The sequence below is a fragment of the Paenibacillus sp. yr247 genome, assembly GCF_900103825.1.
GTDB lineage: Bacteria > Bacillota > Bacilli > Paenibacillales > NBRC-103111 > Paenibacillus_E.
Genome location: NZ_FNIF01000015.1, coordinates 95434 through 110486 on the forward strand (window position 1 = coordinate 95434; position 15053 = coordinate 110486).

Annotated in this window: 17 protein-coding genes, 1 pseudogene and 1 other annotated feature; of the genes and pseudogenes, 6 read left to right on the forward strand and 12 right to left on the reverse strand. The window is 39.8% G+C overall.

What is annotated here, in order from left to right:
* Positions 1 to 131: 131 nt before the first annotated feature.
* The 3 genes from BLT91_RS20940 to BLT91_RS20950 all read right to left on the reverse strand — a co-directional run bounded on the left by BLT91_RS20940 (position 132) and on the right by BLT91_RS20950 (position 2311).
* A complete protein-coding gene (locus BLT91_RS20940) occupies positions 132 to 614 on the reverse strand; it encodes a hypothetical protein (RefSeq protein WP_175532440.1) in 483 nt (160 codons plus the stop codon).
* Between the two features lie 146 nt (positions 615 to 760).
* Positions 761 to 1252: a hypothetical protein gene (locus BLT91_RS20945; protein WP_090824523.1), complete on the reverse strand. Its 492-nt coding sequence runs from the start codon at positions 1250 to 1252 to the stop codon at positions 761 to 763.
* A gap of 774 nt (positions 1253 to 2026) precedes the next feature.
* Positions 2027 to 2311: a hypothetical protein gene (locus BLT91_RS20950; RefSeq protein WP_090824525.1), complete on the reverse strand. Its 285-nt coding sequence runs from the start codon at positions 2309 to 2311 to the stop codon at positions 2027 to 2029.
* Positions 2312 to 2639: 328 nt separating this feature from the next.
* Between BLT91_RS20950 and BLT91_RS20955 the strand changes: the two genes are divergently transcribed.
* The 6 genes from BLT91_RS20955 to BLT91_RS20980 all read left to right on the forward strand — a co-directional run bounded on the left by BLT91_RS20955 (position 2640) and on the right by BLT91_RS20980 (position 8787).
* Complete coding sequence (locus BLT91_RS20955; RefSeq protein WP_036634585.1) at positions 2640 to 3050, forward strand: HNH endonuclease; 411 nt, start codon at positions 2640 to 2642, stop codon at positions 3048 to 3050.
* Between the two features lie 496 nt (positions 3051 to 3546).
* Positions 3547 to 5025, forward strand: a complete 1479-nt coding sequence (locus tag BLT91_RS20960) for a spore germination protein (protein ID WP_090824527.1) — start codon at positions 3547 to 3549, stop codon at positions 5023 to 5025.
* A gap of 1 nt (position 5026) precedes the next feature.
* The gene (locus BLT91_RS20965) at positions 5027 to 6136 is read left to right on the forward strand and encodes a GerAB/ArcD/ProY family transporter (RefSeq protein ID WP_090824529.1); all 1110 of its coding nucleotides are present in this window, start codon (positions 5027 to 5029) and stop codon (positions 6134 to 6136) included.
* 2 nt (positions 6137 to 6138) lie between these two features.
* Positions 6139 to 7224 carry a Ger(x)C family spore germination protein gene (locus BLT91_RS20970; RefSeq protein WP_254777049.1) on the forward strand — a complete coding sequence of 362 codons (1086 nt, stop codon included), beginning with the start codon at positions 6139 to 6141 and terminating at the stop codon, positions 7222 to 7224.
* 122 nt (positions 7225 to 7346) lie between these two features.
* Positions 7347 to 7439 (forward strand): IS3 family transposase, encoded by a 93-nt coding sequence (locus tag BLT91_RS33965; RefSeq protein ID WP_368086838.1) that lies wholly within the window; start codon positions 7347 to 7349, stop codon positions 7437 to 7439.
* Between the two features lie 412 nt (positions 7440 to 7851).
* The gene (locus tag BLT91_RS20980) at positions 7852 to 8787 is read left to right on the forward strand and encodes an acetamidase/formamidase family protein (protein WP_090824531.1); all 936 of its coding nucleotides are present in this window, start codon (positions 7852 to 7854) and stop codon (positions 8785 to 8787) included.
* Between the two features lie 561 nt (positions 8788 to 9348).
* On the opposite strand, the gene BLT91_RS20985 is transcribed toward BLT91_RS20980, so the two are convergent.
* From BLT91_RS20985 to BLT91_RS21025, 9 genes and pseudogenes are all read right to left on the reverse strand, one after another.
* Positions 9349 to 10152 carry a class I SAM-dependent methyltransferase gene (locus BLT91_RS20985; RefSeq protein WP_090824533.1) on the reverse strand — a complete coding sequence of 268 codons (804 nt, stop codon included), beginning with the start codon at positions 10150 to 10152 and terminating at the stop codon, positions 9349 to 9351.
* A 69-nt stretch (positions 10153 to 10221) separates the two neighbouring features.
* Positions 10222 to 10481: a binding site (T-box leader), on the reverse strand.
* A gap of 188 nt (positions 10482 to 10669) precedes the next feature.
* Entirely contained in the window at positions 10670 to 11131 is a 462-nt protein-coding gene (locus tag BLT91_RS20990; protein ID WP_141225047.1) for a hypothetical protein, read from the reverse strand.
* A 146-nt stretch (positions 11132 to 11277) separates the two neighbouring features.
* The gene (locus tag BLT91_RS20995; RefSeq protein WP_217635260.1) at positions 11278 to 11769 is read right to left on the reverse strand and encodes a P-loop nucleotide/nucleoside kinase family protein; all 492 of its coding nucleotides are present in this window, start codon (positions 11767 to 11769) and stop codon (positions 11278 to 11280) included.
* A gap of 385 nt (positions 11770 to 12154) precedes the next feature.
* A pseudogene (locus BLT91_RS33025) lies at positions 12155 to 12310 on the reverse strand (cysteine hydrolase); the annotation flags it as partial.
* A gap of 47 nt (positions 12311 to 12357) precedes the next feature.
* The gene (locus tag BLT91_RS21005) at positions 12358 to 12822 is read right to left on the reverse strand and encodes a phage tail protein (RefSeq protein ID WP_090824537.1); all 465 of its coding nucleotides are present in this window, start codon (positions 12820 to 12822) and stop codon (positions 12358 to 12360) included.
* A 227-nt stretch (positions 12823 to 13049) separates the two neighbouring features.
* Positions 13050 to 13469, reverse strand: coding sequence for an SRPBCC family protein (locus tag BLT91_RS21010; protein WP_090824539.1), 420 nt, complete (start codon positions 13467 to 13469; stop codon positions 13050 to 13052).
* Entirely contained in the window at positions 13466 to 13795 is a 330-nt protein-coding gene (locus BLT91_RS21015) for an ArsR/SmtB family transcription factor (protein WP_090824541.1), read from the reverse strand. Before BLT91_RS21015 ends, BLT91_RS21010 begins: the two co-directional genes overlap by 4 nt.
* 80 nt (positions 13796 to 13875) lie before the next feature.
* Positions 13876 to 14298 carry a DoxX family protein gene (locus BLT91_RS21020; protein ID WP_090824542.1) on the reverse strand — a complete coding sequence of 141 codons (423 nt, stop codon included), beginning with the start codon at positions 14296 to 14298 and terminating at the stop codon, positions 13876 to 13878.
* Positions 14299 to 14856: 558 nt separating this feature from the next.
* Positions 14857 to 15053 (reverse strand): transposase (locus BLT91_RS21025; protein WP_175532378.1); only part of this gene is annotated, 197 nt, incomplete at its 5' end.

Genomic DNA, 15053 nt, shown 5'->3' on the forward strand with positions numbered 1-15053 from the left:
TTTATCTCTAATTTCTATTTTAACGCAATAAAGGATATTATTGCCCAAGTTAAACCAATGTATACATAGGTCGAAGAACACCACTAAAACATTCAGCTATCGTTATCCGTTAGCGTAATGGATGAATTCATTCAATACGCTGTATCGTAAACTTGAACAACTTCCACTATACCAGGGCTACGCAAATTCCCCTTACATCGTGGGCAGCTATCTTTAGGTAAGTTATTTAACTTGAGAACAGTGTTCAGTTCTAGATAACCTTTTCCTAAATAAGCATCATTTTCGATCGCATAAGCATCTATGTCTAATTCACAGTCAAAGCAATGGAATTTGCGAAAATATACTTGGATAAAAGTATCGTCAATTCTTTTGCTCTCGGGTTCAAGTATTGGCTTACCGTTTGGCCAATAAAACAAGGATGGAGTCCACAGTCCCCATTTTCGCAGCTCTAAAACAGGCATTACTTTGTCGCTGAAAGCTTTACCTTGATTAAATGCGTATCCTAATGCCATTTCAAGATATTGCTTCTGATGAACCTGATAGCCATCTAATTGGTTTATTTGGCCTGAAAGCAATAGGTTCCACTCACTTAAGGTTGGCAATTGTAAAAACATTTGATTTATAGAACATCGGTCCATTGTAACCCCCAGCAATATTTCCTAAAGTCAAAGTTTATTTTACCATGCAATTAAACTGCCCGTTACTTCAATGAATCAAAAAAAGAGCTGCTTCGATGCAGCTCCCGCGCTATAGTTCTTCGTTAGCTCACTCGAGGTGAAAATAAATTTTTACCTTGAATAACCCAATAACGATACTCTTTAGGAACATCCCCTAACAATTTGTCATATTTACCTTCCCAATTATTAGGAATATAAAACTCATATGATGCAGGTTCAGGATAATACGATGTTAATTTCTTTGCATCAAAATCCACGTAAAGAGAAGGCAACATATCAGAGATATGGTTAAATCTTCCTTCAGCCAATATCTTCTTCAACTCATCATTTGTAACTTCAAAATCACGAATATTATGAAGGAAGACATCTGCATTATCCTCATTCACAATTGCAATATCAAATCTGTCAGAAAAATCATCAGGATTATTTATTTTTAATCCTTTTTCAAGATAAGAAGTAATCAGTTTTCGCAAATCTAAGAACCATAGTTCCTTATCCGTAACAAACCATCTAAATGATGACTTGTATTGTACAAGCACTATAATGTTTTCAGCATATTTGGGCATTAACTGCATTCTTTTCTCCCCCAATTACAATTCAAAAATACTTCATTGTAAGCATATCAGAAATGGCGTTAGTTGCGTTAAACTGCCATTTAGTTTAATGACAAAGAGGAGCTGCTGTGTTGCATTGCTCCTCCACTCACGTTCTCCTTTTGTTGAATCACCTACTACAGACGCTTTTGCCCTCACGAAAATAGCTATTCATTGAATAGAATTACTTCGTTCCCATCTTTATTCATATGAAACCCATCAATCACAGGAAGTTGAAATCCTCTTTTAGTTATGCAGTTAAATTGAAATACACATATCGCTTTATGTCCTCGTCCAATCTTATCCACGGGTAAATATACAAGGGTTTATAATTGAACAGATTCTGCATTCAATTTCTTGTATCTCTTTGGGATTATTTCTATACAGATAGCGGTTAAATTCTTGACCAATAACAATATCCTGCTCCACAAATGAGACAAAAGCATAAATTAAGTTTTCTACTTCTTCATCCAATTTGAAAAAATGATGGATAACCTTATCCCATTCTTGGTCGATTCTGTCCTTAAATCTTTCGAGTTGCTTGAAAACAAGTTCTGTTTTATAGGTACTTATAAAATCTGAAGAAACGATTCCCTAAAGTATTATTAAATTTTTATTCATTTTTTTATCCCTTGTATAGTATAAATCCCCTGGTTGTTTATCAACACCAACACCAACTCCATATGTCCCTTTCTTATACTATCGTTTTCCGTGAAGTTTATGAAGTAACCGACTTTCTGAGGTTACTGTTAATTGTTATTGAGACATCTTTATAAACGTTTTACCTTTTATTTCGGAAGCTTCTTCATCAGTTATGTCTACAAATAAGCCAATAATATCTTGACGTCTATCCTTAAAGTTAATCCCATAATTTATCATTTCAATGCTTTTAATTTTAATCTCTTGAGTCTTATTTATCTTATTTCTAAGTGTATCACCAATTTTTATTTTTGCTGATGGTTCATTTATTACTCCACAAAGAACATAGCCTCTACCAGTAATCTTAAAGGTGTCTTCAACAACGAATTCAATGAAGGACAAGTAACCACCCTGCTTTCTTATCTGATTGGTCGTGAACTTTACAATATGCTTTATAAAATGTATTCGTCGGATAGAATATTTTACCTTTTATGAGATAAACAATTCCGTTAAACTGCCCGTTTGCTTAATGATAAAAACAACATCGAGTTTTAACAGAGCCTAACAAAAAAAGCCCCGCGGGAGCTTTCCCAGCGAGGCTTCTTGTTATCGAGCTGCTAAGGTATTTAGCATATCCGATACTCCTCTCGTCTCCAACAGACATAACCACGTATCAAATAAACAAATTGTCTGTGGTTATACTAACTTTAGCCTTAGGAGGCGATTGACTATGATACGAGTACTCAATGTGGATGGCCAAAAACTAACCCCATGTTTACTTCACCGGGCTTGGAGGGAAGTTAATCGAGCCCGTGCAGTCTGGATCGACGAGCAGACAATCCAATTACTTTACAACCCATTTTTATTTCGAGACTATCGAAAAGCTGCATTAAAACGGGATCATTACACTTGTTTGTGGTGTGGACGTCCCGCAACGACTGTAGATCATATTGTGCCTTCAAGCAAAGGAGGCTCAGATCTTCCCCAAAACTTACTCGCTTCTTGCATTGAATGCAACACGAAACGAGGAAACCGTTCAGCGTTCTCATATCTTTTAGAAAAAGTATTTTCCGTGCCGAATTCTATCAAGCTCTGTTACCGCATCATTAAAGCTAAACATAACCATCGTCGAGCGAACTGATGTAAGTACTCTTCACCGCCTTGAGGCGGTTTTTATCTTTATAGGGCGTCCAATAGGCATAGTTGTTTCCTAATTGGGGAAGCAGGAGGAGTAAATGCGGTTCATATGCAGGTTGCCGTTTCTTCATGTTTATTGAGCTATCGTTACTCGTTAGTTTAACTACTCGGCATTTTCAAATAATCCCAACACTTCTATTACCTCTGGTTGCCCTATCTTTCTCTAACCCTCCAAGAAAACCCTTTAGCTTCAAGCATTATTTTTTGTATAAGTTGTTAATCCCTACAAGCAGCTCTGCTTTTTCGTGTATATTTTTAGAAAGTTTATCCTATGACTTGTTAAACCCTGTAGACTTAATACTGATGTATCCGCATGCACCTCATGAAACAGTTCTCATACATACGAACCCTAAGAGTATAAATAATCCAGTCATGGTTAAATTATAAAGGCATAACCAATATTTTCAATTTTTACTACCGACTTTGTAAGGATGGTGTTTATGTTTTGGAAGAAGCTTAAGATTGGACACCATTTTGAGAAACCTGAACCTCAGAATACCGTCCTAACGATAGATTCATTTAGACAAATTTTGGCCAACATGGACGATGCAGAAATCATCGAACGCAGGACCAATAATGATCAAATGGTGATGTTTCTCTACATAAGAACATTAATTGACCAAGAACGCTTAAATGAATCCGTTATCGAACCGCTGCTCCACTGTGATCTTGAAGAAATAAATGAATGCATAGCCACAGCTAAGGTATCCAGAATTGTCACGATGGAGGAAGGTCAGCAGAAACTATTAACGGGATCCATCCTTCTCTATGAACCTATGAAGAATCATTGGTGGGCAGCACTTCTTCCAAATCCATTGACTCGCGCCATCGAAACATCGGATACCGAAACCATTATGTTTGGACCCAAGGACAGCTTCAGTGAGCAAATCGATCAAAATGTGACAATGATTCGCAGACGGCTTCCATCGACATCTTTAAAATCAGAAAGGTTTTCTGTCGGTTCTGTAAGTAAAACAGAGGTTGTCATGATGTATATGGAAGGGGTGACCAATCCCGAATTTATTTCCATTGCAAGAAGTAGACTATCTACCATTGATTTTGATGTTTTTATGGATTCGTCCCATGTTGCGGCATTCATGGAAGATCATTATCATAGTATATTCCCGCAATTTCAACAAAGCGACCGCCCGGATCTATGCGCTTTCACTTTATCGATGGGAAAAATTACTTTTTTAGTAGCCAATACACCATTTGCGTTAACGGCTCCCATCACATTTTTTCATCTATTTCAATCTCCAGAGGATTACATTAATCGCTGGCTGGTTGCCAGTTTTTTGCGGCTGCTGCGATATGTAAGCTATGTACTATCGTTAATATTAGTCCCGATCTATGTTGCGTTAGCCACGCATCATTATCAGATGCTCCCCATGCAAGTTCTTTTTGTATTATTAGAATCTAGAACCAAATTGCCGTTTACGCCATTTTGGGAAGCATTTTTAATGCTGCTTACCCTGGAGATCATCAAAGAAGCAAGTCTTAGGATGCCCACAAAGTCGGGTCAAGTACTAGGCGTGATCGGTGGCATTGTCGTAGGACAAGCTTCCGTTGAAGCCGGTTTTGCAAGCAAAATATTAATTGTTTTAGTAGGTGTTACGGCTATCGCTTCGTTTCTAGTTCCTAATTATCTCGTGACCAAATCAAACACACTGCTTCAATTCGCTTTCCTTTTCCTTGCCAACTATATCGGAATGTTAGGGATAGTATTCGGGATAATTGTTATTCTTGTCCATTTGAATAGTATCACATCTTTGAAACAACCTTATTTAGCCCCCTTAGCTCCTCTTTACTGGAGGGATTGGTTAGATCTTTTCATTCGGGGTCCTTTCCATTGGATGAAGGAACGTCCTGAATATTTACATACCCTACAGAAATGGCGAACCAGTCAAAGGAGAAAATAATGTGAAGGCATCTTCCTTATATGAGAGAACTGCCACGTTTGGCGGGATCTATGTCTTTTTCATGGTCAACCGAAGTCAAATGCTATATTTCGTCTTAGTCACTCCTTCCAAATTGGTTTATCCCTATATGATTTGGGCATTAATTGCCGTGGGGATTTTATCACAATTGAATATGATCTTGATTGCAAAATGGTTTTCATCAGACATTTCCACCAAAGGATATCAAGGATTCGTTCAGCTATTTGGAAAGCGGACGGTTCGTGTATTGGCCTTCGTTGGTCTGTTTTTCATTTTTGCTAAAATATATGTAACTACACTGGGGACTGTGGAAGTGATTAATCATGTCATCTTCCCTTCCATGAATCCTTTGTGGTTGATTTTATTTCTCTTTGGGATTTGTTTGTACGCGGCCTCTCGAGGAATGACGAATGCGATACGATTTGTCGTTATTGCCTTTTTTGGTTCCGCTTGGATGATTTTATGTTTTATTCCTTTCTTCTTCCCATCGATGGCGTCACTTCACGATTTATATCCCTTGATCCCCGCAGACTGGTCGACAGTCTCCTGGAAGAATCTATTATTCATTTGGCAAGCGTTTTCGGGACCGGAGTACTTGGTCTTTATTGGGCCGTGGTTAAACCAAAAACAAAAGATGTTGAAATATTTGACATTTGCTAATACCGCGTCTGTCTTTGAGTATTTGATTATGTTTGTTGTTTCCTTATTATTTTTTAGTTCCCAATACTTGAACAAAAGCAGATTTCCGGTAACGGACCTTATTCGTTATCTGCAAACTCCTGTTTTTGAGCGAATTGATATCATTTTAATTTGCATGCAAATGTTTTATTATGTGTGGGCCATTTCCATTTATTTCTTATGGTTCTACGGGGCTATTCGAATAGTTTCAGGAAGATTAAACGAACAGAGCAATCGAATTGGTTTTATAACCTGTTGGATCATGATTTTAATAAGTATGATTATTCTAGACAAGTGGTTTGATGAATCTGAACAGAACCCTTTGATGAACCTACAGATTTGGTTACGGGCATTTACCTACTTGTTCATCCCAACCTTCCTTCTGATTGCTTGCAAACGAAAGGGGATTATCTAGCATTGAGGCTGTTTAAACATACGATGTTCCTCGTCATAATGAGCAGTATGCTATGGATGATTGGATGCTCCCCATTTGTAGATAACAATCAGATCGAAGAAATCTCCCCTGTGATTTGGTGGTCGATTACTGAGGGTGCAGAAGGGAAGCTAAGAATAAGCACACTGGTACCACCCATATATTCTGAACCAAAAAAAATGCTTACCCAAGAAGTCGATCTATTGAAGGAGGGAGGAAAGGATTTTAATTTAAGCTATTATCGGGAAGTAAAAACAGGACAACTTCGTATGGTATTTATTGAACAAGAACTGGCGAAAAAAGGCATTACATCACTTATGAACACTTTATTTACGGACCCTGATATTTCTCAACGCCTTTATATCGTCATCGTCAATGGAAGCTTTGATGATTTCATTAAAAATCAAATAAAAACACAAGACATTCCCGGCTATTTTCTTTATCGTTTGCTTAAACACTATGAAAGTAAGAAACAAGGAGATATGACTATTGTAAATCTACATCAATTTATGAAAAGGTACTATTCACCATACTCCGATCCAGTCGCACCTATTTTCAAGGTCGATAAAGAACATTTTATCTACGAAGGAACTGCCTTCTTCAAAAACGATAAACTGCAAACGAACATCAATAAGAGAAATGAACAAATATTCCAACTGATTGATCATAATCATCACCTTAAAGTCCTTACCATCCCAGAGTTATCAATAACGATGGGGAATGTCACTTCCGAGACAAAGATGAAATTAAATCTCGACTACTCAACATTATCTCTCAACGTCGAGCTCAAAGGTCGAATTGAAGAGTACCGTGGAAAGGGAGATATAGACAACCTTGATCAATTAGCGGTTATTCATCAACAGATAAAATCGCTTTTCAAAAAACAAACAACAGAGCTGCTAAACAAAATGCAAAAGTCGGAAGTGGACCCTCTGGAAATAGGTACTCTTACACTAGGTCCTTTTTCGAAGCCCATGAGCGAGGATGAGTGGTCTACTCTCTGGGCGAACATGAAATTTAACGTTACATATGAGCTTCATATTCAACCTTTGACGAATGTGCGAAAATAAGCTTGCACAAACACAGAACGAGAACCATCTTCTTAACGGTTCTCGTTCTGTGATATTTTCCAATGCAGGCATGCTGGCATTCTTGTTGAACTATTCTGCCCGATAGTTGAACAATTGAGGCTATCCATCATTACATCGAATTTTATAACAACGAGCGTTTTCAGAAAAAACTAAACAACCCTAGTCCGGTTGATTACCGAACTAAGGTTACTTAAAGGCTGCTTCTTTAGTGTTGTCTACTTGACGGGGGTAAGTTCATTCGTCTCGGCAGCTTGTTCTCGTTTGTAAAATTTACAGACCTTTCCCCTACATATAATAATAATCCAACTTTTTACTTACTCCGCCACCGAAGACGATACGATATCAATAAGCATCTTTAATTGTTAATTCACTTCAGTGTTCAATGACTATCTCAATACCTTTGGTGCTGCATTCTTCAACCGACAAGTCGACTGCATCTGTATTTGCAAAAGCATAAAATATAACCACCTTCAACAGAAGAAAAAGGTCTCATATCCTCTTTGTTAATGGCAGGATGTAATATAATTTCTTCAACAGTCATAAAACTGAGGTATACTTAAAAATGTATAGAATAATAAATTTAAAAACAATACAAGGTGGCTATATATGACTGCCCATTTTCTCGATGATTCTTTAGTTCACCACACTTGGGATAACTCGCTCAAACCGAGGTTAACGATCAAGCCGGGCGACATGGTTACTATGGATTGCCTGGAAGCATCCGACGGCCATATCCGACCGGATCGTCCCATCGAAGAAATGCTCGGTCCGCGAGAAACGAAAGGGCATCCATTAACAGGCCCCATTTTCATTGAGGGTGCAGAACCGGGAGACAGTATCGCCGTGGAAATTCTAAGGTTTCAACACAAGGGTTGGGGATGGACCCGTTGTGTTCCGGTTGGTGGTCTTTTGCCAGGCGAGTTCACGGATTATATCACCCTATGGGACCGGAAGGAAGATTTTTCCGATTTCAAGCCAGGTATTCGCATTCCTTTGGAACCGTTCTGCGGCTGTATGGGTGTCGCGCCTGCCGAACCTGGTCCGCACGACACAACCCCGCCCCGAATTTCAGGAGGAAACATGGACATACGCCATCTAGTGGCAGGCTCCACCGTCTTCCTTCCCGTATTTGTGAAGGGTGCCCTTTTCTCAGCCGGAGACTGCCACGCTGCTCAAGGTGATGGCGAGGTCTGCATCACCGGCATCGAGGCACCTATGCAGGTCACGCTGCGATTTCAGCTCCGCAAGGGCCATACGATCCCTGCACCTCAATTTATTACGCCTAGTCCACTTACAAAAGCTGACACCAAAGGCTATTTTGCTACGACTGGTATCGAACCTGACCTAATGGAGGCTGCAAAGCAGTCAATCAGATATATGATCGATCATCTTGTGCGAACCTACAATTTGACGCGGGAGGAGTCCTATCACCTGTGTTCCGTAGTTGTGGATCTTAAGATCAGCGAGATCGTCGATTCGCCTAACTGGATTGTTTCGGCCTACTTACCTTTAAGCATTTTTAATGAAGTTGGTTCGGCGTAGCTGTGAACCCCGACAAACGGGATAACCGACCAACTGCCGCGACCCAATCGGCCCGAGGCGGCCAGAGTATAAGTGCGACACTACCATGATTACACATTCCTGCCCGTTAACGCAACAGACTGCCGATAGAGTTATCGACAGCCGCTTAAGTTATGTTTATGGAGCTATCGTTCTGCGTTAGCCATACATGCAGCGCAAGATCAGCGCTGCACCACAGAGGATGAAAATGGGTAAAGTCTGTCAATACTTCTACTATGGCTGGGAGAAGAAGGTCTATAAACTATGGTGCCATTAGAGCCCAACCGTTAGTCTGACTCCAACCATCACGGTGCATCACAGACTGTCGCACCCAATATGGGTAGCACTTATGGGAGATTAATCCTTTTTGACTGGTTGCACCAGCCTTACCTTTGTTTTTCGAAGAAAGATGCTAAACTACTACCCAACTCCATAAGCATCAATCAGAGGCTCAGCCTTTTTTTAAAAAGTGTTTTTCCTGGGTCTACTTTAATTTGCTCTTTTTTAAGATCTCGAGAACCTGTTCTAGTTATCATTTCTGTTTCATGAGAGTTTCTTTCCAATATACATAAGATGTTCCGCTAAACTCAACAAATCCTCCCGCTCACATACTTGCTCAGCTAAGTCTAGCCAGGCTGCTACCACTTCAGTCGATTGAGTAAGCAGTTCTGGCTCGCGCAGATATAAAAAGCTTTCACAATTAAGTAAATGGAGTTTTTCCAGATCAAATTGTTGGAAAAAAGGAAGAACATCTTTAGGACGGATAAAGAAATTATCTGAGAACCCGTAGCCTGAAAAATTCACATCGTTTACTATGGTATTTAACTGTAACCTCTTCTCCTCATCTAAGATCAAACTGGGGTTCCCGATTAGGTAATCCCACACGAAGGAATAAGAAGAAACAAAGGCTACGAAAATCTTTCCATTGGGTTTTAATTTTTTCAAGCATTCATTAATAGTAATGACCCTATCATGTTCCTCTTGCAAATGATACATCGGCCCCATACACAACACATGGTCGTACTTACCATTTTCGATCTCTGATAAGTTTCGGCAATCTGCGCGAAGTGCGTTCAAAGGGAGTCCGAGCTCATGGGATTTATTCAAAGCAAAATCTACATTGTTTTGAGATAGATCCGCCAAGGTCACTTGACAACCAAGTTGTGATAGGAATAACGCATACCTTCCAGGTCCACCACCGAGGTCCAAAACGCGGTCATTTGGTTTTATATATCGTTGAATGTAGCGTTTGCTAAGTTCAAACTCTACTTTGTGCCGATCCAGTCTTCGCCACTCGTAATTAACTGTCTCATCATAGAATTTCTTTACATTTTCTAAGTTTTCCATGGCAGCCCCTCCTGAAATCACTTCATGATTCAGATCAAAACAAAAAATCCCACCCCCAAGACACTAAGTCTCAGGGACGAGATTGAAATTCCTCGTGGTACCACCCAGGTTTACAGATAGGTCACCCTATATGCCTTTTCGAGTACGGCATTCCTATGGAATGTGTATACTCTAGCTCTATAACAGGAGCTCCTGTCACACCATCACTTTTTCCGGATCCGGTGTGCTGCTCAGAGGCTTTTTTCCGTAAAGAATGCTTTACTCCTTTTCAGCTACCGGAGTTCTCTGGGAAAGATTTCTTTACTTACTGCCCTCATCATCGCTTTTCATTTATTAGGAGCATTTTACCAATTACATTCGGCCTTGTAAATGCTTGAAATGTAAAAATATTAATCGCGTTACAGTCTTATCTATCAATCAAGTACCATGGAAGATAACTGCCCGTTACCTCAATGAACAAAGCAGGTCGCCGCAGCGCCTGCTTTGTTTGCATGTTTTATGAATCTAAGATTATCCGTTAGCGTAATGAAGGTTCGGCTAGATTTAATTCTGGATTGAATAATTTATTTTTCTTTAAAAAAGTCTTTAAACTGTGGTTTTTAACATGAACAGCAACAAGACCTTCTTCTTTCGTAAATACTAGTAGAGTTGGGAAATAAGTTTTGGACGGACTAATAAACATCACTACTTCTGTAACTGTTCCAGTAATCCAATTGTTATTAACTTTGTAAGGTGGCATAAGAGGGATCTTAATGGCTATGCCCTCGCTTGGTTCGATTTTTAAGGAACCTACGGTACCATTCGTAGAAGACAACCATTCTTTAACCTGGTTCTGCAACGAATTAGAGTTTTTTATTGTGAGGATTATCTCACCTTTTTTAATATCCAACACTTCTGCTCCATCTGATGCCCCAACTGTTTGAGCAAAAAGGAGACTAAATGCTGCCACAAGGAATAACATGCGATCTAGTGTTTTCAACAATAATTCAACCTCCACTTGAAGGTAATATTCCCCATTCTAAAGAAAATATTTTCCTTCTATCAATTGAACTATGCTGCCCGTTAGCGTAGCAAAGGGCTGCAAGGCGGCAGCCCTTCTGATATTGAACTATTGTATCCGTTAGTTTAATCGTCGGAGGATCCAAGTTCCTCTGGTGAAGGTGGCTCGAAAATTTGTATCCATTCTTTAAGTTTATCTTTAGGTATGAAAAAAGTTCCCTCTGGATGGATCGCATTTCTAGCTTTAAGACGTTCAAACAACACTTCTTCAGGCACATCAACAAAATGAATTTTAAATTTAGCCCCTAGGTTATTGGCTCGGGAACGAAACTCGTCTCGTTGACTTCGAACCCAGCATCCAAAATCGAGAATAACATCAACACCAAGAACTAAAACTTTAGCTGCCACGTCCCACATTAGGGATTCCACTGAATCATGTCTAGAACCATGCTTTGCTTCGTCAGATTCCGTCATGTTATCCCCGAAATCATGCCCAAATAATCGTATGTGCCATTCATCGGGAGTAAGGCGAAGTGCAGAGTATTTCGTTTCAAGCTGACGAGCCAGAGTAGTCTTACCGCTACAAGGGAGGCCAACTATTAAATGAAGTGTCGCCACTTGATTCCCACCTCCAGATATATACAAAATTTTGTTGCATGAAACTACCTGTTAGGTGAGAAGGCAGCCAATCGCCGGCTACCTTCTACTTATTAATTGGGTCAACGGAAATATAGTTTTTCCACTCATCCAATGTTATAGGGTTTTCTTTAGCCTCGAATGTATACTTAGCTCTCGTAATATTTAAATCATACCCCATAAATATACCCCCATTTTTTGGTTTTCAACATATGGGTATTTCGATAAACATGAATTTTTTCCTGCTTTTTTAATTTAAGTAATCTGCCCGTTTCTTCAATAAGCTGCCGGTTAACCGGCAGCCTGTTGTTATTCTGCTCTCGTCTTCGTTAGTTAAATAAACTTAATTAAAATAATTATTTATTAGCTATTCTGTTGAAAGTATGGTAGCGAACTCATCATTTAATGTAGCTAGAGAAGTATTATGTATAGTCTCGGCGTCGTAATAGTTACCATTTTGGCCTTTTAAACCAAACGCAGCTATGGCATCTGAAATAACGTATGTTTTAAAACCTAAATTCCCACCAAAACCCGTTTTTTTTTATGTTGAATCGGGTGCTCTTTTTTAGTTTAATATTCTCCTTTAATTACAAAAAACGAGCCCCGAATTGTTCCAGCTAGTTTAGACTTCTGCCTAGCAAACTTAAACTTCCCTTCTAACTCCTTTGGTACCTCCATCCCCTCAGAAAGCTTAAAACCAACGGCCCGCTTCTTAGGGTCATCAACTGTATACATGACGTTGACCTCAAGACCATCCACATAAAAAACGTAGGCCATTTTGATATTTTCCACTTGAAAACGCGACGTTTCTATAGGGTTGGTCGAAAACTCAATATCACGTTCTTCTTTCAAAATTCGGTTCACATAATCTAGGGTCTCCTGACTTTCGCTTACTGGTACAACCGTAAATTCATGCTTGTATTTGCTCATAAAGTAACGGGCTTCATTAGCACGTAAACCAGCAAGCGCTTCTGCTACAGGTGAAGACTCTAAACCAACCGTAGACACATTCTTGAAATCGACGATATAGGACATTTTCATCTCTCCTCTTATCTCTTTATTTCCTAACAACAGGAATCCACATTTCATAAAAAGTTATTTTGTCACGCATAACTCTGAATGACTACAAAGGTGACGATCCGTATCAGTTTGTTGCGAAACGCGATGAATATTATTATGGCTAAGTTCAGAGCCGTTTGCTATTTTCTTATACGTTAACGCCTTATGAAAAATAGTAGGTGATGTTTTTGTAGCGAATGCGGTTACTGTTCCAACAACTTCTCAAGACCGCCACACCATTTACTCCAGCCATACTTCGCTCCACCCAGTGCTGGTTCGTTTGAGATTCCAGTTTGTTCGAGATGAAGGTTAACCTTTCCATCCCCTAAATCCTGCAGCGTCCAGGTGACCGTGTGCTTCTCTCCGCTGGCCCAAGTATAGGACAACCGATTTGGTTCCTCCACGATAAGCACTTCGCCTTCAATAATCCCATTCCAATATTCGGTCGGCTGAGTTCGAAACTGAAAACGGTGTCCTACGACGGGCTTAAAATCATTCTCCATCGCTTGACCGGTGTGAATGTTTGCCACCCACTTGGCAAGCTTACTTGAATCGGTTAATGCGGACCAAAGCTTCTCGATCGATGTCGTAAACTGAAAATCCATAGTTAATGTTAAACTCATTCTTCTTCCTCCTCTAATAGTTGTTTTAAGCGCAACATATTCGCACTCCAGAACTTGCTGTAGAAAGCCACCCAATCTTGAATTTCTTTGAGTGGGGAGGCGTTTAGCCTAAATCGCGTTTCTCTGCCAACTTTTCGGTCAAGTACCAGTCCGGCCTCTTTAAGGATTGTCAGATGCTTGGATACCGCTGTGCGGCCCATTTGAAACTGTGCCGTTAATTCATGAAGCGGTAACTCCTCTGCCTCTGCTAACAGACGAATCAGTCGGCGCCTAGTTGGATCTGCAATCGCGTCAAACACATCCCGCAACCGGTTGTTCTCGCTCACAGCACTCTCTCCCAAATATTATTTTCGGTAGTAGAAATCTATTGCGGTATGAATGGACGGCCGTTAATTTTGCCACCTCCTTAAAGCATGCGGCTTTTCGGGCGCAGCGCCCACGAGGCGATATTTAGTGCAGCGTATGAAAGCGGGAGGATAATATAAAACCCGTAATCACCATAATCGTTAGCAAACATATGTGATAAAGCTGCACCCGTCATTAAAAAGAAGATACCAGCGTGAACCCATTCTTTAAGCCGAGGAAAACCCGGCACGACGACAGCGATGGCTCCAAGCACTTTCCAAATCCCAAGAATAGTCAATACGTATAATGGGTAACCAAGATTCGTCACTAACTCGGTGTTTCCCCCCAATTGCATCAGTTGCCCGATACCACTTAACATAACAGCTGCAGCGAGCAGCAATGTGACTGTCCAATAAGCAATCATTTTTCCTCGGGGCTGGGCTTCTACTTTCGTGGTTGTTTCCGCACCGATAATCGTACTCATTTGTTTCCTCCTCATAATAGTTTCAAGTGAATCTTATTCAGTTTCCAAATTTTCCAAATGGTTTACTTCTAAATGGACACCATTTAGTGACACTTTTATTATAGGTCACCATTTGGTGTCGTGTCAACAACATTTTTATACTCCTCATGAAAACTGTCAATCAGCTATGTGTGTCAACGTTAGTTTAATCACTACGGGTTGACTGATTTGCTTCCATACGACTAAGGACTTCCTCAATACAAGAAAATATAATAAGCGTTCACCCAATAGAGTGAACGCCTACTTTACTTCAAAACTTAATTTGTCACTTCAAGACTTTGTTTGTTACTTCTAAACTTTATTGTCTACTTCAAAACTTATTTGTCATCCAACAGCAACTGTTAGGTGACAAATAAGTTTTGAAGTGCAAGAAACCAGCAAACTCGTGGGGATGCCACTGAAGAACTCACTGTTTTTCAGGATCCCTAAATTCTCTACACAAAAAGACGACTCATTTCCATTTTTCAATGGGCTTGAGCCGTCTTTTTTCTTATCTCTTACATCTTTATTTGTTGGATTTTAATCATTCAATTTCAATATTCGCTTCAAATTTACTGCAAATATTGCAATGGCTGCTTGTATCTCCATGCCGATTAGACCCGAGGATGCCGCTACATCCAACCCGTGCCTATGTTTTAATTCACTATTTTTCGCTTCTATCTTGTAACGTTGCTTCGACTTTTCTCTAAAGTCATCACTTTCTTGAAACGTTGCTT

Coding starts and splice junctions, on each gene's coding strand:
- BLT91_RS20940 (WP_175532440.1), bottom strand. CDS start 614: ATGTTTTTACAATTGCCAACCTTAAGTGAGTGGAACCTATTGCTTTCA.
- BLT91_RS20945 (WP_090824523.1), bottom strand. CDS start 1,252: ATGCAGTTAATGCCCAAATATGCTGAAAACATTATAGTGCTTGTACAA.
- BLT91_RS20955 (WP_036634585.1), top strand. CDS start 2,640: ATGATACGAGTACTCAATGTGGATGGCCAAAAACTAACCCCATGTTTA.
- BLT91_RS20960 (WP_090824527.1), top strand. CDS start 3,547: ATGTTTTGGAAGAAGCTTAAGATTGGACACCATTTTGAGAAACCTGAA.
- BLT91_RS20980 (WP_090824531.1), top strand. CDS start 7,852: ATGACTGCCCATTTTCTCGATGATTCTTTAGTTCACCACACTTGGGAT.
- BLT91_RS20985 (WP_090824533.1), bottom strand. CDS start 10,152: ATGGAAAACTTAGAAAATGTAAAGAAATTCTATGATGAGACAGTTAAT.
- BLT91_RS21005 (WP_090824537.1), bottom strand. CDS start 12,822: ATGTCCTATATCGTCGATTTCAAGAATGTGTCTACGGTTGGTTTAGAG.
- BLT91_RS21010 (WP_090824539.1), bottom strand. CDS start 13,469: ATGAGTTTAACATTAACTATGGATTTTCAGTTTACGACATCGATCGAG.
- BLT91_RS21020 (WP_090824542.1), bottom strand. CDS start 14,298: ATGAGTACGATTATCGGTGCGGAAACAACCACGAAAGTAGAAGCCCAG.